General features: G+C 59.5%; 17 protein-coding genes. 8 read left to right on the top strand and 9 right to left on the bottom strand.

Annotated elements, in window-relative coordinates; all coding sequences use genetic code 11:
- Window positions 1-5: 5 nt before the first annotated feature.
- Window positions 6-266, top strand: a complete 261-nt coding sequence (locus tag AC1DWG_RS19490) for a hypothetical protein (RefSeq protein WP_218480045.1) — start codon at window positions 6-8, stop codon at window positions 264-266.
- A gap of 550 nt (window positions 267-816) precedes the next feature.
- Here the strand turns inward: AC1DWG_RS19490 and AC1DWG_RS19485 are convergent.
- Window positions 817-1,326: a disulfide bond formation protein B gene (locus tag AC1DWG_RS19485; RefSeq protein ID WP_477763249.1), complete on the bottom strand. Its 510-nt coding sequence runs from the start codon at window positions 1,324-1,326 to the stop codon at window positions 817-819.
- A 226-nt stretch (window positions 1,327-1,552) separates the two neighbouring features.
- Window positions 1,553-2,734: an NO-inducible flavohemoprotein gene (hmpA, locus tag AC1DWG_RS19480; protein ID WP_477763248.1), complete on the bottom strand. Its 1,182-nt coding sequence runs from the start codon at window positions 2,732-2,734 to the stop codon at window positions 1,553-1,555.
- A 156-nt stretch (window positions 2,735-2,890) separates the two neighbouring features.
- On the opposite strand from hmpA, the gene norR reads away from it, so the two are divergent.
- The 4 genes from norR (at window position 2,891) to AC1DWG_RS19460 (ending at window position 7,062) form a co-directional block, all read left to right on the top strand.
- Window positions 2,891-4,441: a nitric oxide reductase transcriptional regulator NorR gene (gene norR / locus AC1DWG_RS19475; RefSeq protein WP_477788210.1), complete on the top strand. Its 1,551-nt coding sequence runs from the start codon at window positions 2,891-2,893 to the stop codon at window positions 4,439-4,441.
- A gap of 286 nt (window positions 4,442-4,727) precedes the next feature.
- A complete protein-coding gene (locus AC1DWG_RS19470; protein ID WP_477763246.1) occupies window positions 4,728-5,630 on the top strand; it encodes a chemotaxis protein CheW in 903 nt (300 codons plus the stop codon).
- Window positions 5,631-5,657: 27 nt separating this feature from the next.
- Window positions 5,658-6,116 carry a GNAT family N-acetyltransferase gene (locus tag AC1DWG_RS19465; RefSeq protein WP_477752955.1) on the top strand — a complete coding sequence of 153 codons (459 nt, stop codon included), beginning with the start codon at window positions 5,658-5,660 and terminating at the stop codon, window positions 6,114-6,116.
- A 196-nt stretch (window positions 6,117-6,312) separates the two neighbouring features.
- Window positions 6,313-7,062, top strand: coding sequence for a YkgJ family cysteine cluster protein (locus tag AC1DWG_RS19460; protein ID WP_477788209.1), 750 nt, complete (start codon window positions 6,313-6,315; stop codon window positions 7,060-7,062).
- A 55-nt stretch (window positions 7,063-7,117) separates the two neighbouring features.
- On the opposite strand, the gene AC1DWG_RS19455 is transcribed toward AC1DWG_RS19460, so the two are convergent.
- Together AC1DWG_RS19455 and AC1DWG_RS19450 are read right to left on the bottom strand one after the other, a co-directional pair.
- Window positions 7,118-8,257 (bottom strand): transporter substrate-binding domain-containing protein, encoded by a 1,140-nt coding sequence (locus tag AC1DWG_RS19455; protein ID WP_477788226.1) that lies wholly within the window; start codon window positions 8,255-8,257, stop codon window positions 7,118-7,120.
- A 139-nt stretch (window positions 8,258-8,396) separates the two neighbouring features.
- The gene (locus AC1DWG_RS19450) at window positions 8,397-8,654 is read right to left on the bottom strand and encodes a hypothetical protein (RefSeq protein ID WP_103394221.1); all 258 of its coding nucleotides are present in this window, start codon (window positions 8,652-8,654) and stop codon (window positions 8,397-8,399) included.
- Between the two features lie 194 nt (window positions 8,655-8,848).
- Here AC1DWG_RS19450 and AC1DWG_RS19445 point away from each other — a divergent pair, with 194 nt between their 5' ends.
- Window positions 8,849-9,823 carry a 2-hydroxyacid dehydrogenase gene (locus AC1DWG_RS19445; protein WP_477752923.1) on the top strand — a complete coding sequence of 325 codons (975 nt, stop codon included), beginning with the start codon at window positions 8,849-8,851 and terminating at the stop codon, window positions 9,821-9,823.
- Window positions 9,824-9,995: 172 nt separating this feature from the next.
- Complete coding sequence (locus AC1DWG_RS19440) at window positions 9,996-10,505, top strand: DUF2165 family protein (protein ID WP_477788208.1); 510 nt, start codon at window positions 9,996-9,998, stop codon at window positions 10,503-10,505.
- 12 nt (window positions 10,506-10,517) lie between these two features.
- Here the strand turns inward: AC1DWG_RS19440 and AC1DWG_RS19435 are convergent, their stop codons facing one another.
- Window positions 10,518-11,420 (bottom strand): DMT family transporter, encoded by a 903-nt coding sequence (locus AC1DWG_RS19435; protein ID WP_477788207.1) that lies wholly within the window; start codon window positions 11,418-11,420, stop codon window positions 10,518-10,520.
- 151 nt (window positions 11,421-11,571) lie between these two features.
- On the opposite strand from AC1DWG_RS19435, the gene AC1DWG_RS19430 reads away from it, so the two are divergent.
- Window positions 11,572-12,447, top strand: coding sequence for a helix-turn-helix domain-containing protein (locus tag AC1DWG_RS19430; protein WP_477788206.1), 876 nt, complete (start codon window positions 11,572-11,574; stop codon window positions 12,445-12,447).
- A 69-nt stretch (window positions 12,448-12,516) separates the two neighbouring features.
- On the opposite strand, the gene AC1DWG_RS19425 is transcribed toward AC1DWG_RS19430, so the two are convergent.
- From AC1DWG_RS19425 to AC1DWG_RS19410, 4 genes are all read right to left on the bottom strand, one after another.
- Window positions 12,517-14,946, bottom strand: coding sequence for a TonB-dependent siderophore receptor (locus tag AC1DWG_RS19425; RefSeq protein ID WP_477788205.1), 2,430 nt, complete (start codon window positions 14,944-14,946; stop codon window positions 12,517-12,519).
- A 155-nt stretch (window positions 14,947-15,101) separates the two neighbouring features.
- Window positions 15,102-16,091, bottom strand: coding sequence for a FecR family protein (locus tag AC1DWG_RS19420; protein ID WP_477788204.1), 990 nt, complete (start codon window positions 16,089-16,091; stop codon window positions 15,102-15,104).
- On the bottom strand, window positions 16,088-16,660 hold the full coding sequence (locus AC1DWG_RS19415) for an RNA polymerase sigma factor (protein ID WP_477763239.1): 573 nt from the start codon (window positions 16,658-16,660) through the stop codon (window positions 16,088-16,090). Before AC1DWG_RS19415 ends, AC1DWG_RS19420 begins: the two co-directional genes overlap by 4 nt.
- A gap of 254 nt (window positions 16,661-16,914) precedes the next feature.
- Window positions 16,915-17,322, bottom strand: a complete 408-nt coding sequence (locus AC1DWG_RS19410; RefSeq protein WP_007970346.1) for an HPF/RaiA family ribosome-associated protein — start codon at window positions 17,320-17,322, stop codon at window positions 16,915-16,917.
- Between the last annotated feature and the right edge of the window lie 201 nt (window positions 17,323-17,523).

Raw genomic sequence — 17,523 nt, 5'->3', positions numbered from 1 at the left:
GCGCAATGCAGTTGGGTTTTGATCGCCAACACTTCACCCTGCCAAGGGTTGGCATTTTTCTTGGATTGAATAAGGGCATGCCCGTTGTGCGTCAGACGCTGTACGACAAATCCCGGGCCTGCGGTGAGTTCTTATTCGAATTCGTGGTCAAAGGCCTTGTTACAGACCAATTCCATTTGGTGCGGGTAGTTGGAGGCTCCGACACCTGGGCATCGCATGAAGCCACCAGACCTCTCGACACCCTGTTTCTGCTCACGTCTGGTTAAGATTTGAGCAGTGCCGGGGATTCAGTGCGGGCGATTGTAGATATGTAACGTTGTATAAACCATGTCTCATCCCGAAATAATTTTTATCCGAACCGGCAACAATCATTAACCGTTTTCGCAAAAGTGGCGCATCTTATCGAAATTAATTCTCAACAAAAACACCACAATAAGTAGGTCTTCCACCCACAGTTCAGACAGTATCGGCCCCCTCTTCACTGCCCTTTACCTTGCCCGGAGCCCGATATGACGGGGGCTTCGGCCATTCGCCAGACCCTGTTAAAACTGCCTGCTCGCGTTCGCAATGGAAAAAACCGCAAGCCTGCAAAACAGCCCAATTTCGTTACGTTTCCATGTACCAATCCGGCCTCTTCGAACGCCCTGCGACACTGACTCTGTGACAACATGTCGCACATGTGTCGCACCCTTGGCTGTCGCACATCACGGTCTTTTTACCCGGCCTCTGAAATGCGCTGAGCAAGACAAAAAAGCCCCGGTCCTCTCTTCAAGGACCGGGGCTTTTTTGTCCGACAATTCCTGCCGACAGATGACCTCAGCGCAGCGCTTTGCGGTTACGCGACGTGAGCAAAGGCACCAGCACCACAATCAGCACGAAGGCGACCAACGCCCACTGTGCCAACGACAGACCGAGGATCGGCGGGTATGGCGTGGAGCAGAAACCATCGACCTGGAAACCCAGCGGAAAGATCTTCGCCAGCGGCAAGTCATCCACAATCGGTTGCAGCACATCGATGCCGCAACTGACCGCCGGATAGAACTGCGTATAGACGTGATGTCCGGCAACGCCTGCGCCTGCCAGCGCGCAGATCACCACCAGGGTTTCGAACACCGTGATGCTGCGACGGGTGCGCATGGCGGCGCCGATGAAGGCGAAGATCGCGATCAGCAGCAACGCATAACGCTGCAGGATGCACAGCGGGCAAGGGGCCTCGCCCAGAACAATTTGCATGTACAGCGCGCCGCCGATCAGCGCCAGGCAAATGATGCCCAACAACACCAGGTAGCGCCGTTCACGCCCCAACCGCATGGATTCATCGCTCATCGCGTTTCCCTTGAAAATTTCGATTGCCCGCCAGTCTACACGCTGGCCTGATCTTTGAGAGCTGGCGCGTAGCAAGGGGGATGTCGCAGGGAATAGACGACAGGACGGTTAAGGAGGGATTAACTTTTAACCAGAAAGATCAAAAGATCGCAGCCTCCGGCAGCTCCTACATCGGAATGGATTGCATCCTGTAGGAGCTGCCGAAGGCTGCGATCTTTATTAGGGGTTACTCCAGCGCCGCTGCCGGCCCGAAGAACTCGTAACGGCTTTGCTTCTCCGGCACACCCAGGGCTTTGAGGTGACGCTTGATGGACGCCATGAAACCTTTCGGCCCCAGGAAGTAAACATCCAGGTCACGCTGCTCCGGCAGCCATGCATGCAACTGCTGCTGGCTCAACAAACCGACCTTGTGCGCCGCCGGGCTCACGCCGTCATCTTCGGCGTAGCAGTAGAAGCGCTTGAGCTGCGGGTGACGCTCGGCCAGGCCATCGATCCAGTCGCGGAAGGCATGGACGCTGCCGTTGCGCGCGCAGTGGATGAAATGCACCGGCCGCTGAGTTTCCAGCGCAGCTTCGAGCATCGCCAGGGTCGGGGTAATGCCGACGCCGCCGCTGATCAGCACCAGAGGTTTGTCGCTGGCGGTCAGGGTGAACTCGCCCGATGGCGGGAACAACTGGATGCTGGCGCCGACATGCAACTGGTCATGCAAGTAGTTGGAAGCGCGGCCACCGGCTTCACGCTTGACGCTGATGCGGTACTGGCCTTTGTTCGCCAGCGCTGACAGCGAGTAGTTACGACGGATCTCTTCACCGTCGAGGATCAGTTTCATGCCGATGTACTGGCCGGGTTCTGCCTCCAGGATCGGGCCTTTGTCTGCAGGTTCAAAGTAGAACGAGGTGATCTCGGCGCTCTCCTCGACCTTGCCGGCCACGATGAATGCCCGCGCCCCGCGCCAGCCGCCCGGTGCCTGTTCCTTCTGGTCGTAGATGCTGGTTTCGGCACCGATGAGGATGTCCGCCAGTTGCCCGTAGGCCGCACCCCAGGCCGCGATCACTTCCGGGGTGGCGATCTCTTCGCCCAATACTTCGGCAATGGCCCGCAGCAGGCAGCTGCCGACAATCGGGTAGTGCTCCGGCAGAATCTGCAGGGCCACGTGCTTGTTGATGATCTTGGCCACCAGGTCGCCCAACTGGTCGAGTTGGTCGATATGGCGCGCATACATCAATACGCCGTTGGCCAGGGCTCGCGGCTGATCACCACTGGCCTGGTGGGCCTGGTTGAACAGTGGGCGGACTTCCGGGTATTCGGAGAGCATCATGCGGTAGAAGTGTGTGATCAGCGCTTCACCACCGCTTTCGAGAAGTGGCACAGTGGATTTGACGATGGCACGATCTTGAACGCTCAGCATAAAGTGACTCCTGGTCTTCTTGGATTGCTAACGGATTACCCTATGCCTATCAGTTTCCATGCCAACTATTTAGTCTTTATAAATCAATAAGTTAATAACTTAATAGTCATTTAGACACTGCCTGACTTATAGTCATACCGACTACACGGAGTCACTATGACTGCAAAACCCCTGCTCACCGCCCTGCTGCCCCTTGTCTCCGACCTGTCCCGCGAACTGCCCGAGGGCGAGCGTTATCGCCGCCTGCTGGAAGCCATGCGCGCCCTGCTGCCATGCGACGCCGCCGCTCTGCTGCGTCTCGACGGTGAATGGCTGGTGCCGCTGGCGGTCGACGGCTTGAGTACCGATACCCTCGGTCGGCGCTTCAAGGTCAGCGAGCACCCGCGTTTCCAAGCGCTGCTCAGCGGCCCAGGCCCGACCCGTTTCGCTGCCGACAGCGACTTGCCTGACCCCTATGACGGCCTGGTCGATGGCCTGGATGATCATCTGGAAGTTCATGACTGCATGGGTTGCCCGTTATTCATCGACGAGCGCCCATGGGGCCTGCTGACCCTCGACGCCCTCGATCCGGAGCGCTTCGAACCGATCGAGCTGGATGCCCTGCAAGCCTTCGCCAGCCTCGCGGCCGCCACAGTCAACGCCGCTGAGCGCATCGAGCGCTTGAACAACCGGGTCGAAGACGAGCATCAGCGCGCCGAGGTCTACCGCCAGGCCAGCGGCCAGCAGACTCGCGAGATGATCGGCCAAAGCAAGGCCCACAAGCGTCTGGCCGAAGAAATCAGTCTGGTGGGCGGCAGCGACCTGACCGTGTTGATCACCGGCGAAACCGGGGTCGGCAAGGAGTTGGTGGCCCAGGCCATCCATGCCGCCTCGCCCCGCTCCGACAAACCGATCATCAGCCTCAACTGCGCCGCGTTGCCCGACACACTGGTGGAAAGCGAATTGTTCGGCCATGTCCGCGGTGCTTTTACCGGTGCGCTGAACGACCGCCGTGGCAAGTTCGAACTGGCCAACGGCGGCACGCTGTTTCTCGATGAAGTCGGTGAGTTGTCGCTGACCGTGCAGGCCAAGTTGCTGCGCGTGTTGCAGAGCGGTCAACTGCAGCGACTGGGCTCGGACAAGGAGCATCAGGTCGACGTGCGCCTGATCGCGGCGACCAACCGCGACCTCGCCGAAGAAGTGCGCAGCGGCCGTTACCGCGCCGACTTCTACCATCGCCTCAGCGTTTATCCGCTGCTGGTGCCGGCCCTGCGCGATCGCGGACGCGATGTGCTGCTGCTCAGCGGTTACTTCCTGGAGCAGAACCGCTCGCGCATGGGCCTCAACAGCCTGCGCCTGAACAGCGACGCCCAGGCCGCGCTATTGGCCTACGACTGGCCCGGCAACGTGCGCGAGCTTGAACACTTGATCGGCCGCAGCGCCTTGAAAGCCTTGGGCAACTGCAAGGAACGGCCGAAGATTCTCAGCTTGAGTGCAGCCGACCTGGACTTGCCCAACGCCAGCGTTGAAGCTTCTGCCGAGCAACCTGTCGCCAGCGTCACGCAAGCGGTGATCGGCGACTTGCGCGAGGCTACCGAGCGTTATCAGCGTCAATTGATCGGTGCCTGCCTGGAACGGCACAACAACAATTGGGCAAGCGCGGCCCGTGAGCTGGGCCTGGATCGGGCGAACCTGGGGCGGATGGCCAAGCGGTTGGGGATGAAATAGTGTCGCTATAGGGTGAGTGGAGTCTTTGTGGCGAGGGGGCTTGTCGGATCGCCGCACCGCCCCGTTGGGTCGCGACGCGGCCCCTGGCTTTCACCGACAAACCGAGTCGCTGGATTTACGACCGCTTCGCGGCCGAACGGGGGCGAGCCCCCTCGCCACAATGGTCCTGTGTTTGACCCGAGAGAGGTATTCACCCTAAAGCCTGCCCCCGACAAGTCGATAACCCGGCATCGAAGTCATTGGCGATCCCGGGATTGCCCGTCACCTTTTTCCAGAGAAGGTTCCTATGTCCTCCACCAAAGCCCGCGCAGACTCACTTTCGCTTCTGCTGTTTACCTTGCGCAGCGGCAAGCTGATGGCAATCAACCTGCTCAAGGTCAGTGAAATCATTCCCTGCCCGCCGCTGACCAAACTGCCGGAGTCGCACCCCCACGTCAAAGGCATCGCCAGCCTGCGCGGTGCCTCGCTGTCGGTGATCGACCTCAGCCGTGCCATTGGCGAACGTCCGCTGGAAGACCCGAACGGCGGCTGCCTGATCGTCACCGACGTCAGCCGCTCCAAGCAGGGCCTGCACGTGCAGGCCGTGAGCAAGATCGTCCATTGCCTGACCACCGACATCCGCCCGCCGCCCTTCGGCTCCGGTGGTTCGCGCGCCTACATCACCGGCGTGACGTCGGTCGATGGCACCCTGGTGCAAGTGCTGGACATCGAAAAAGTCATCCACGGCATCGCCCCGGCACAAATCGAAATGGCGCCGACCGAGCTGAGCATGGAAGACGCCGAACTGCTCGGCAACGCGCGCATCCTGGTGGTCGATGACAGCCAGGTGGCCTTGCAGCAATCGGTGCACACCCTGCGCAACCTCGGCCTGCAATGCCATACGGCCCGCAGCGCCAAGGAAGCCATCGACTGCCTGCTGGACCTGCAAGGCACCGCACAACAGATCAACCTGATCGTCTCGGACATCGAAATGTCGGAGATGGACGGCTACGCCTTCACCCGTACCCTGCGGGAAACTCCGGATTTCGCGCATCTTTATGTACTGCTGCACACCTCGCTGGACAGTGCGATGAACGCCGAGAAAGCACGACTGGCGGGGGCGAACGCGGTACTGACCAAATTCTCTTCACCGGAATTGACCCAGTGCCTGATCACCGCGGCCAAGGCTGTCGCCGAACAGGGTTATTGAGTGTTGACCGAAGATTACTGCTGGCTGATGCGACGCGACCTCTCTGTCGTCGTGCCGCCCCCCGATTGGCCAGCCGGCCTGCAACTGGGCGAATACCGCCCCGAACTGGGCGCCGCCGTGCACCGGCTGATGGAGCTCGGTTATCTCGACGGCGCTGGGCGTGTAGCCGCGCTGGACATGTGGCAACGGCAGTTCGAGACCGATCCGGAATATGACCCGGCCCTGTGCTTCATTGCCCAGGATGCCGAAGGTGTGGTGGGTGTGTGTCAGTGCTGGACCAGTGCCTACATCAAGAACCTGGTGGTGCATCCGCGGTTTCAGGGCCGTGGATTGGGGCGTGCCTTGCTGTTGCAAGCGTTCAAGGTATTCCAGCAGCGGCGTGAAGGCTTCGTGGACCTGAAGGTTCTGGAAGACAACCTTCGGGCGCGGCGCTTGTATGAAAGCGTCGGGATGCGCGCAGTCCGCCGGGAGCCGGTTCCTCTCTGACATGCCGCCTTCGCTGGCAAGCCAGCTCCTACAGTGACCGAGCCGATCACAAAACATGTGTAGGGCGCGATTCCTGTAGGAGCGGGCTTGCTCCGGCCGGCGAGGCCAACTGAGTGGCGCATAATTTGCTTCGATAGCGGCTTTTGTGGCGGCATTCTGTCGCCGTTTCATGCCCTGTAATGCGAATGAACACTCAATGAATACAAGGTTTTCCTGCGTAGGCTGCGGCAAATGCTGCAACGGCCACCATGTGCCCCTGACCCTGAGCGAAGCCCGGATGTGGGCAGCCGACGGTGCTCAGGTGATCGTGCTGGTGGAAGCGTTTCTGGACAACGGCCTGGGCCTGCCAGTGCAACAACGGGAGCACACCGTACGCCGTTCGGCGGCGGTGCGCAGCGGCGAATCCGACGCGTACGTGGCCATCACCTTCGCCGCCTACAATGTCGGCCCCTGCCGGAATCTTGACGAAGACAACCGCTGCCGCATCTACGAACGCCGGCCGTTGGTGTGTCGCATCTATCCGATGGAAATCAATCCGCACATTCCCCTGAACCCCACCGCCAAGGAGTGCCCGCCAGAGTCCTGGGAAACAGGGCCAGAGCTGATTGTCGGTGGCAAACTGGTCGACCGGGAGTTATCGGAATTGATCCAGCGTTCCCGTCAGGCGGATCGCGACGAAATTCAGACCAAGGATGCGATTTGCGCACAGCTGGGCATCCGCACGACGGCCCTGAAGGGCGACGGGTTTACCGCATATCTTCCGGATATGGCGGAGTTCGCCAGAATCATCGACGAACTGACCGGGCAAATGTTGCCGGAGTGGGGCAGCGAGTGGCTGTTTCATGTGTCGGGGGACGATATCGCCGGGCAGATTGTTGCGGCCGGGGCGAAAGTGGCGGCGGATGCGCCGACGAACTTTGCGTTCATTTCGTTGCGCACGGCTTGAGAGGTCAGGTGCGCAGCTTTGCGAGCTGCGCACGCGCCTTCAGACAGGTAAAGATTTAAAGCGTCGTGACCGCCAGACACTCCACTTCCACCCCTGCGTCCAGTACAAGCTTGCCAGCAAATGTAGTACGAGCGGGTAACCGATCCGCCGGAAAGTAGCTGCGATAAACAGCATTCATGGCAGCAAAGTCCTTCATGTCGGAAAGAATAACCGTGCATTTGGCCACCTGCGCCAGAGACGACCCATGATGCTGCAGTGCGTTGCGCAGATTGGCCATGGCCTGTTCCATTTGCGGCCCTATACCACCTTTCACCAACTCCCCTGCCTCCGTCATTCCGATTACGCCAGAGAGGTAAAGTGTCTGACCAACCTGAACCGCATTGGAAAATGGCATGCCTTCTTCGTTTGGAAAGTACCGAGGAAACTCGAGAGCCGGCGTCGGCAAGTAGCGCTGGGTAATTGCTTGCAGCTGACCATTTTGTTTCAACCGCTCAAGAGCAGCATTCAGGTTATTGCGCAGCAGGGTGTCGTTTTTGCGAACCGCCATGGCCACGCCGCTGCCCAGCATGGGATCGCTAATCGCCGGGCCGGCGAAGTCAAAACCTTGCCCCTGCGGTTTACTCAATAGCGCGTAGGTAATTTCGATCGAGTCTTGCAAAGTCGCATCCAGCTCTCCCGCCAGCAGGCTGGCGATCAATTGATCATTGAGGTTGAAGCTGCGTACTGTTACCCCCGCCTGCGCCCAACGCGCCTTGGCGAACGCCTCGCGACTGGTACCGGCCAGCACGCCGACACGCTTGCCCCGGAGCGATTGAGCATCGGGTTGCAGATTCGCCCCCTTGGGAGCCACCAGCCTGCTGCTCAGGGGATACAGGTTTTCGGTGAAATCGACACGCTCGCGACGCAACGATGTGGCTGTCATCGGCATGATTGCGTCGAAACGACCGCCTTCGAGCGCATCGATGTTGGTGGCGTAATCCTGGTCAACCCAGACACAGCGGGACTTGAGTTCGGCACACAGCGCATTGCCCAACTCGATATTGAGCCCTTCCAGTTCGCCATTCTCGTTACGGAATTCAAACGGCGATACAAGCGGCTCGACACCGAAACGGATCTGTGGATCGACGACAGCTGTAGTACAACCCGCGGCCAGAGCCACTATCAGGGGTGCAGAAAAAAACTTAAGCAGACGCATGAGAAAACCTTCATCAAGATTCATGGAAATGAATCCTCGACGAATGGCCTTCGAGATTCCCAGAGGGCGAATCGCCAACCGGTGTAGGAACGCTCTGACTTACAGCAAGGAATACGGGCGACCTGAAAATGCCTGAACCTTAACGCTTACCCATCGATCGACGAGTTCCCGGCGGCGCCATGCCCGGTGTCTTGGTGTGGCCGTTCTTGGCGCCGTTCTTGTACCACGGCTGGTTGGAGCCCTTGGCGGCCGCCAGTTCGCCCGGTTTGAACGGGAACTTGAAGGCCGGGATTTCGGCTTTGGTTTCGCTGTCGGCGCTGGAGTCGACGCTGTCTGGCAGCTCTGCCTGCACGTCGCTCAGGGCGTCGGCGACCGGCGGTTGTTTCGGGGAAGTCATGAAAGCTCCGGGTGGTGCATGAAGTGTCGGGCCCGGTGAACGAGCCGCATGCCACAGTATAAGAAGTGCGGCAGTATAACTGGATGGAGCACCGCAAGCTGCAAGCTTGCATTGACCGCCTGACGACTCGCACAAATCCCGCGAAGAATGTTAGCGTGCTCATCATTCTTCACCGCCCGACGAGCCCGCCTCCCATGAAAAAGACTGTCCTGGCCTTCAGCCGCGTCACCCCGGAAATGGTCGAACGCCTGCAACAAGACTTCGATGTCATCGTGCCGAATCCGAAAAACGGCGACATCAACGCCCAATTCAACGAAGCCCTGCCCCACGCCCACGGCCTGATCGGCGTGGGTCGCAAACTCGGCCGCGCCCAGTTGGAAAACGCCGCCAGGCTGGAAGTGGTGTCCAGCGTCTCGGTGGGCTATGACAACTATGACCTGGCCTACTTCAACGAACGCGGGATCATGCTGACCAACACGCCGGATGTGCTCACCGAAAGCACCGCCGACCTGGCGTTTGCTCTGTTGATGAGCAGCGCGCGTCGCGTCGCCGAACTGGATGCCTGGACCAAGGCCGGGCAATGGCAGGCCACTGTCGGTGCGCAGCTGTTCGGTTGTGATGTGCATGGCAAGACGCTGGGCATCGTCGGCATGGGCAACATCGGTGCCGCCATCGCCCGGCGTGGCCGCCTGGGGTTCAACATGCCGGTCATCTACAGCGGTAACAGCCGCAAGACCGAACTGGAACAGGAACTCGGCGCGCAGTACCGCAGCCTCGATCAATTGCTGGCCGAAGCTGATTTCGTCTGCCTGGTGGTGCCGCTCAGCGAGAAAACCAAACACTTGATCAGCCATCGTGAACTGGCACTGATGAAGCCAAGTGCCATTCTGGTGAACATTTCCCGTGGTCCGGTGGTGGATGAACCGGCGCTGATCGAAGCGCTGCAAAACAACCGCATTCGGGGTGCAGGGCTGGACGTGTACGAAAAAGAACCACTGGCCGAGTCGCCACTGTTCCAGCTGAAAAATGCCGTGACCTTGCCGCACATCGGCTCGGCCACCCATGAGACCCGCGATGCCATGGCCAACCGAGCACTGGCCAACTTGCGCAGCGCCTTGTTGGGCGAGCGACCGCAGGATCTGGTCAATCCCCAGGTCTGGAAAGGCTGATGAAATGACGGCACGTCTTAATTGACGTGCCAGACTTCACAAGTGCTCAAGCACACAATACTCATTTAATAAAAAGCAAAATACGACACAGCTTGCAACTCAGTCGTCGCATCAACTGCATTCATCCAATATAAACTCCGTGCAACTAGCCACACACCCGGAGAACATATGAATGTTCAACATCACAACCATAACAATGATTAGGCGAAGCAAAATTATTGTCGTATTACTGGCGGCATTGTTCGGACTTATGACGCTCGCCAACAATTTCACCGACTATACGGCATATGCCGAATACATCGGACGCATCATAAGCATGAGCGTTACCGAGGGCAATGAATCCAGGCGATACAGGGCAATTGCCTCAACACTGTTTCATCATCGTTTTTACTGGGCAATAATAACAATTGAAACCATATTCACCTTGAGCTGCCTGATTGGAACTTATCAGCTCATCCAAACAATTAACGCACCCCACCATGAGTTCCATGAAGCAAAAAAATTCGCCATAGTGGGATTCACCATGGCGATTTTTGTTTATCAAACATTTTACGTCATCATACTCAATGAATGGTTTGACCTGGAGTACTCCGCCCAGCGCAGCGCTTTTGACTGGGCACGGAATAACATTGAGTACATGTTTCTCGGTCTGATTTACCTCGTGGGGGTAAAGGATAGCTGAATAGCCTGAAGTTCACGCCAGTTTGCGCGCCATGGGACTGGCACTCGTCCCGGGTTTGCGGAACACCAGCACATTACCCAGCATGACCAACCCCAACCCCGCCAATGCAGGGGCGGTCCATTGGTAACCCTCGGCAAACGCCGACACATTGAGCGCCACCACCGGAAACAGCACCGTGCAATACGCAGCCCGCTCAGGCCCCATGCGGCCGACCAGGGTCAGGTAGGCGGTGAAACCGATCACCGATCCCGGAATCACCAGGTACAACAGTGACCCGATGTAACGTGCGCTCATTTCCATGTCGAAGGGAATGCCTTTGACCAGGCACCACACCGTGAGCATCGCCGCCCCGTAAGCCATGCCCCAGGCATTGGTGGTCAGCGGTTTGAGACCGGCCTTCTGCTGCAGGCTCGAAAGCATGTTGCCCGCCGAGAAACACAAGGTGCCGCACAGGGCCAGACCGAGACCGAGCAAGGTTTCCGGACTCGCGGTATGCCCGGCCAGCTCCGGCCAGAACAGCAGGCCCAGACCAAGCAGGCCCAGCGCACCGCCCATCAGCACATTGCGGGCGATTTTCTGACCGAAGAACACCCGCGCGTTGAGGGCATTCCACAGGGTGGCGGTGGAAAACACCACCGCCACCAGACCGCTGGGAATCCACTGACTCGCCGTGAGGAAGCACATGAAGTTGACGCAGAACAGGCACAAGCCCTGAGCCAGGCAGATCAGGTGCCCGCGGCGGTTCATCATTTGCAGGCGCCGGCTGAGCAGCAGGATCACGAACAGCACCAGCGCGGCGAGGCCGAAGCGATAGACGATCGACACGGGAATGGCCACCACGCCCAGTTGCCATTTCAAGGCAATCCAGGTGGTACCCCAGATCAGCACGGTCAGCAGGTACAACGAAAGGTTCATGACTAAGGCTCCTCGATAGGTGCCCAGTGTCCAGCGCCACGCCTGGACGCACTTGCATAAACTTGCGCTTTTGTCTGGCGACAGGCTGGCAGGCAAGCGTCTACGGAGTAGGATGCAAGGCGTTGGATGCAGGTGTTAGAGAGCAACGATCATGGCTGCACTGGATACCCTACAAGTTTTTCAAGCCCTCAACCGCTCGCCGAATGCTCGCCTCGAGCACAGCGCCGAGCTCGGTGACGGCTTGTCTGCAGCCTTGTGGAGCAATCACCACGACGCCCAGGAATACGAAGCGCCCAGCCACCACACGTTGTCCTGTTACATCGCCGGCGGCACCGGCACCTTTCGCCGCGACCAGCCCGGCAACAAGGGTGGCCCGGACAAACTTTGCATCCTCCCGGCTGATCACCAGTCAGGCTGGGTGATCAACGGCGACATTCGCCTGGCACACCTGTATTTCAGCCCCGAACAATTTGCCCTCGGCTGTGTCACCCTGCTCGATCGCGAGCCACGGGAAATGCAACTGCGCGAGCAGACCTTTCTCGATGATCCGCAGCAGGCGCTGCGCTTTCGACAGTTGATCACCCTGAACTGGGACGAGCCGGGCGAGCGCCTGCTCACCAGCAGCCTGGCTCACGAACTGCTCAGCCATGCCCTGCTCAGCCAGGTCAATGCCCGGCAAGGCCTGCGCCTTAAAGGTGGGTTGGCCGCGCATCAGCGCCGACATCTGGTGGAGTACATCGACAGCCATCTGGACGAGGCCATCAGTCTCGGCCAGTTGGCGGCGTTGTGCGCGTTGTCGGAATACCACTTCGCGCGGATGTTCCGCGAAAGCTTCGGCTTGCCACCCCACCAGTATGTGCTGGCACGACGCCTGAACCGGGCGCAGGAGTTGCTGCGCACGACCTTGCAGCCACTGGGGGAGATTGCGCTGGCCTGCGGATTTTCCAGTGCCAGCCATTTCACCAACCGGTTTCGCCAGGCCCTCGGTGGAACGCCCGGCGAATATCGCCAGGCGTTTTTGCGCTAGGCGCGGGATTTTCGGCGTCCTTCAGACCGCCATCGCGAGCAGGCTCGCTCCCACAGGGAGAAACAGTCGTCAGAACTCCAAGGTGCTCGACAACGTCACCTGCCGCGAGTCACCCATCGACACAAAGAACCGACTCGCCGCCGAGGTGTAGTAAGTACGGTCAAACAGGTTCTTCACGTTGAGCTGGAACTTGACCTTCTGCCCTTCGACCTTTGTGTCGTAGGTGGCGAACGCATCGGCCACGGTGTAGCTCGGCAGGTCGAAATCGTTCACCGCATTGCCCGCGCGCTCCCCCACATAACGCGCCCCGGCGCCGACCCGCAGTTGGTCGCCGCCGACGATGGTGCCGAAGTCATAGACGGCCGACAGCGAGCCGCTGTTCTTTGCCACGTTTTGCAGTTGATTGCCCTTGTAAACAGGGTCTTCGGTGACTTCGGCATCGGTGTAGGCGTAGCTGCCGATCATGCTCCAGCGATCCGTCAGCTGACCGCTCAAGTCCACTTCCAGGCCACGGGAACGCACTTCGCCGGCGGCACTGTAAATCGTGGTCGGGCCTTCGGCGTTGGCCACCAGCACGTTGCGTTTCTTGATGTCGAACAGCGCGATGTTGCCAGTGACGCGGCCCGGCAGATCGAGCTTGGCACCCAGCTCCCAGGACTTGGCTTCTTCCGGCGCGATGCCGCCGTCAAGCACGGTGCTGCTGCCGCTCAACGGCGCGATGGTCGAGTTGGGTTTGAACGACTCGGTGTAGCTGCCATAAAACGACAAGGCATCGGTGTATTTGTATACCAGGCCCGCGCGCGGCACCCATTTCTGCCCGTTACTGTCGGTGTTGGCGTGGAACGGTACGCCTTTGCCGGCGTATTGGTCGTACGCCTGGAAGCGCGCGCCGGCCACCAGAATCCATTGGTCGTTGAGGTGGATGGAATCCTGCAGGAACACCGAATCGCTACGCAGTTCATCGGTCTGCGCGCTGTCGGCCGCACTGACAGTGGTGCCCGGCACTTCCTGGCCATAGATCGGGTTCACGTAGCTGAACTGGGTGCGGCTTTTCTGGCGGATCAGGTCTTCGCGGAAAATCTTGCGGTACTCGTCATCGACGCCGAACAGCAGGTCATGCTGCATGCCGAACACATCCACGTTGCCTTCGAGGCTGGCGGTGGTGAAGCGGTCGGTGCTGATCGCATTCCGGGTGCCGTCCATGCTGCGGGTCAGGGCGCCCTTATTGGTGTCGATTGCAGTCACGCGCACCTGGCTGGCGTCGTAGGTTTCGCGGTTCCAGCTGTAGCCGAAATGGGCCTTCCAGTTGTCGTTGAGCTCGTGATCGGCCTCGAAGTGATAGAGGTCCGAACGCCCCTCCATGTTGTTGAACGGCTCGTCGAGACGCTCGTTGCGCGAGATGTCCAGCGGATGGTTGGTCCGTGGATCGATCAGCGTGCCTCGGTCAAACGGCGTGAGGAATTCGCGGTGCTCATAGGAGAACAGCAACTTGGTGCTTTCACCGTACCAGGCCAGCGACGGCGCGATCAGGCTCTCACGATGTACACCGAAGTTGCGCCAGTAATCTTCGTCTTCGTAGTCGAGCACCATGCGGTACGCCAGCCCGGAGTCGCCCAGGGCACCGGTGCTGTCGAGACCGCCGCCGCTGCCATTCTTGCCGTCGCCATAGCTCGAGCCGCGCACGGTCAAGGCGTTGTACTGCTCAAGCTCGGGTTTCTTGCTGACTATGTTGACCACGCCGCCCGGATCCTGGATGCCGTAGAGCAACGAGGCCGGGCCCTTGAGTACTTCGACCCGGTCGACGCTGGCGTTGAGACCACGACCCTGCACGATCGGCATGCCGTCTCGCATGATCGAGCCGTTACGGTTGTCGCCAAAGCCGCGGACCATCACCGAGTCCTGGGTGCTGCCAAGGGTGTTGGCCTGGGTGATGCCGCTGACATTGGCCAGGGCGTCATCGAGATTGCGCGGAGCCTGGTCGCGAATGACCTGGGCCGGGACGACATTGACGGTCTGCGGGATTTCCTGAATCGGGGCCGAGGAGCGCATCACTGAAGAAGTCGGTGGCGGCTGGTAACTCATGGACTCATCCATCACCGAGGTAATGGTGGTAGCGCCCAGGCTCAACGCACCTTCGGTCGGCCGTGGTTCCAGTGCAATGGTGTGCCCATCGGTGCGGCGGAACGTCAATCCCGAACCGGTGAGCAGACGTTGCAGGGCCTGTTCGGCACTCATCTGGCCATTGACCGCTGGCGCATTGAGGCCGTACGGCGCTTCATCGGTGTAGACGACACTGATGCCGGTCACCCGGCTGAAATCACTCAAGGCTTGGGGCAGCGGTTTGGCGGCCAGGGAAAAACTGAACTGCGCGAGTTGCTGGCTGTTGCCAGCCTCAGCGGCCAGCACCACGCTCAGCGGCAACAACGCCAATGCCGAAAAGCTCAACGCAGACACACCCAACCATTGTTTGACCGACCCCGATTTTGCCCTGGACTTCATGACTCATGACCTGTGTAGAACCACAACGGATGCGAATGACTCGCAGTTTCAGTCACTACACGGATGGCAATCGGATTTACCTCACTACAATTCTGAAAATATTTTTATTCCGGGCGAGGTAGTGATTGAACTTGCCCGCGAAGAGGCCAGCAGCTTCAACGTAAAATAATCAGGTGCCCCAAAACCTGATGCTGCTCAAACCCCAACACGCCTTGCAGTGAACTCAACACCGCCTGCGGGTTCCTGCTCGGAAAGCTGCCACTGACCCGGCGTGCCGCCAGTTCATCATTGAGCAGCACGATCCGTCCGGGGTAATAGCGCCCCAAATCCTGCACCACATCGGCCAACGTCGCCTTGTAGTAATTGAGCCAGCCCTGGCGCCAGGCTAACTGCGCTTCGCTGTCCACCCCGTGGAGTTTTTCCGCTGTGCCTTCGCCATAGGCCACTTGCTGGCCGGCGGTGAGAATTTGCTGTTCCGCGTTCTGGTCCGCCGTCACGCCAACCCGTCCCGACAACACCGTGACCTGTGCACCGTGAGGCTGCAAACGGACTTCGAACTGCGTACCCAGGACCCGCGCCTGGCCTTTCTCGGCATCCACCACAAACGGCTCGCCGGTGTGGGTGACACTGAAAAAACCGGCGCCGCGACGCAGTTGCACATGCCGCTCACCGCGACTGAAATCCACGGCGATGGCGCTGTCGGCATCCAGTGTCACCTGCGACTGATCGGCCAGAATGACAGTGCGGATTTCCCCCGGTGCCGAGACATAATCCGCCCCCAGGTCATCCATCCAACGCATCGGCTGCCAACCCGTGCCGAGACTGATCATCAACAGCAGGCACGCGGCCATCGCCAGCGCACCCGACCAACGTCCGACCGTGCTGCGCCGCGAGCGTTTGATGGCATTGAGATAGTCTTGCATGGCAAAAGCGTCTTCATCGGCCAGCGTGCGCGCCGGCCCTTCGCTCAACTCCCACAAGACCTGCGCCTGGGCATACGCCTGCGCATGAGCGGTATCGGCTCGCAACCACTGGCTGAACGCCGCCTGATCACCACTGCCAGGCTGGTCATGCAACAGGCTCAGCCAGGCCAGCGCGGCCTGCTCCTGAGCGGGCGTCGGGGTGACGCGTTCGAAGTGGTTCACGGTGCTTTCCCTGGCGTTCGTGTTTCAGGCTCCCGAAGGCTGGCCTTGCAGGCTTCGAGGGCGCGCATCATATGTTTTTCCACGGCACTTTGGGACAAACCCATGGCCTTGGCGATCTCGGCGTATTTACGGCCGTGAATGCGATTGAGTAAAAAGATCTGCCGCGTGCGCTGCGGTAATGCGCGCAACGCCGCTTCGACGTGGCGCAAATCGTTGCCCGCCTCCAGCGCCGCTTGCGGTCCGCAGCCGTGGCTGTCCGGTGGCTCCACCATCAAGCCTTCGCTGGCCCGGACCCGCGTGCCTTCACTGCGCAAATGGTCGATGGCGATATTGCCGGCGCAGCGCAGCAGATACGTGCCGAGCTCCTCGACCTGCACCAGCGGCCGCCGCCAGAAACGCAGGAACAAGTCCTGCACCAGGTCAGCCGCCGTCGCCCGGCAACCGACGCGCCGACTCACCAGTGCCTCCATTTGTGAACGCTGGGAGAGAAACACCTGGAGAAAATGCGCACGGTCGCCACGCTGTTCGTCGCGTTCGATATCGTGGGGGTCTGGGGGCAGAGTGATCATCGTTCATGTTCCGACCTGAAAACCGGGGAGGCCACGACAGCGTCAGGGGGCCGGCAAGGTTGCGATATTAATGATAAATATTCTCATATGCAAAAGGATCGGGTGCAGCCCTCTATTACGCCCATTGGCTGCACCGCAAACTCGGCCGTCCCGATAGCCCAGTCCAATGGCCATGGAATCCAAAAGCCACCCAAACGAAAACGGGCCTGCAATGCAGGCCCGTTCTAATGGGAAGGTAAAAAGTGAATCAGGTGTCAGCCGTTAAGCGCCGCCTGTTCGTTTTCCAGAAACTCTTCTTCCAGCAGCTGGTCGGCATGGGCGCCACTCTCGATGGGCACCACATTGGCTCGTTTGCCGCGTAATTTGCCGAACATATGCTCCAGCGCATGTTCAAGTTTGGTAGCTGCTCCGTCGATCGCCTGCTCCATGGTGGAGGCTTTATGGGTGACGGAAACCGGTTGATGGCCTTTTGGCCGCGCCTCCAGTTGGCAGCGCATGTCATGGGGACCCGGCTTGTCGCCGTTCTCGTCCCGCAGGTGAACCTCGACGCGTGTCAGGTCCTCTTCGTAGCGTTCGAGCGTGCTCTCAATGGTCGTACGTACCCACTCCTCCAGTCGTTTACTGCCTTGAATATGGTTATCGCTATTGACTTGGATTTGCATAGTTCATCCCTTATTTCAGCTAGCTCGCGAGAGGCCGGTCAGCTAAGCCCTTGGGCGTCATCACCGTGACCTCTTGCTTACACAATCGGTCTGTACGCTGAACAATTCAACCCCCTAAAAAAGATAAATTTTCAATCGCAAAAAAAGCCGGACAACCGGTAAAAGCGCTGTTAAGGTCGGGAGTTGGGTCGCCCTGCTCTT

Source organism: Pseudomonas sp. P4_B3 (assembly GCF_056402295.1).
The sequence above is the reverse complement of the archived record's forward strand: the minus strand, read 5'-3'. Positions and strand labels throughout refer to the sequence as shown.

What these genes read in the sequence shown, in the direction of transcription:
- AC1DWG_RS19490 (WP_218480045.1), top strand. Translation starts at nt 6, where the DNA reads ATGCAGTTGGGTTTTGATCGCCAACACTTCACCCTGCCAAGGGTTGGC.
- AC1DWG_RS19485 (WP_477763249.1), bottom strand. Translation starts at nt 1,326, where the DNA reads ATGAGCGATGAATCCATGCGGTTGGGGCGTGAACGGCGCTACCTGGTG.
- hmpA (WP_477763248.1), bottom strand. Translation starts at nt 2,734, where the DNA reads ATGCTGAGCGTTCAAGATCGTGCCATCGTCAAATCCACTGTGCCACTT.
- norR (WP_477788210.1), top strand. Translation starts at nt 2,891, where the DNA reads ATGACTGCAAAACCCCTGCTCACCGCCCTGCTGCCCCTTGTCTCCGAC.
- AC1DWG_RS19470 (WP_477763246.1), top strand. Translation starts at nt 4,728, where the DNA reads ATGTCCTCCACCAAAGCCCGCGCAGACTCACTTTCGCTTCTGCTGTTT.
- AC1DWG_RS19465 (WP_477752955.1), top strand. Translation starts at nt 5,658, where the DNA reads ATGCGACGCGACCTCTCTGTCGTCGTGCCGCCCCCCGATTGGCCAGCC.
- AC1DWG_RS19460 (WP_477788209.1), top strand. Translation starts at nt 6,313, where the DNA reads ATGAATACAAGGTTTTCCTGCGTAGGCTGCGGCAAATGCTGCAACGGC.
- AC1DWG_RS19455 (WP_477788226.1), bottom strand. Translation starts at nt 8,257, where the DNA reads ATGCGTCTGCTTAAGTTTTTTTCTGCACCCCTGATAGTGGCTCTGGCC.
- AC1DWG_RS19450 (WP_103394221.1), bottom strand. Translation starts at nt 8,654, where the DNA reads ATGACTTCCCCGAAACAACCGCCGGTCGCCGACGCCCTGAGCGACGTG.
- AC1DWG_RS19445 (WP_477752923.1), top strand. Translation starts at nt 8,849, where the DNA reads ATGAAAAAGACTGTCCTGGCCTTCAGCCGCGTCACCCCGGAAATGGTC.
- AC1DWG_RS19440 (WP_477788208.1), top strand. Translation starts at nt 9,996, where the DNA reads ATGTTCAACATCACAACCATAACAATGATTAGGCGAAGCAAAATTATT.
- AC1DWG_RS19435 (WP_477788207.1), bottom strand. Translation starts at nt 11,420, where the DNA reads ATGAACCTTTCGTTGTACCTGCTGACCGTGCTGATCTGGGGTACCACC.
- AC1DWG_RS19430 (WP_477788206.1), top strand. Translation starts at nt 11,572, where the DNA reads ATGGCTGCACTGGATACCCTACAAGTTTTTCAAGCCCTCAACCGCTCG.
- AC1DWG_RS19425 (WP_477788205.1), bottom strand. Translation starts at nt 14,946, where the DNA reads ATGAAGTCCAGGGCAAAATCGGGGTCGGTCAAACAATGGTTGGGTGTG.
- AC1DWG_RS19415 (WP_477763239.1), bottom strand. Translation starts at nt 16,660, where the DNA reads ATGATCACTCTGCCCCCAGACCCCCACGATATCGAACGCGACGAACAG.
- AC1DWG_RS19410 (WP_007970346.1), bottom strand. Translation starts at nt 17,322, where the DNA reads ATGCAAATCCAAGTCAATAGCGATAACCATATTCAAGGCAGTAAACGA.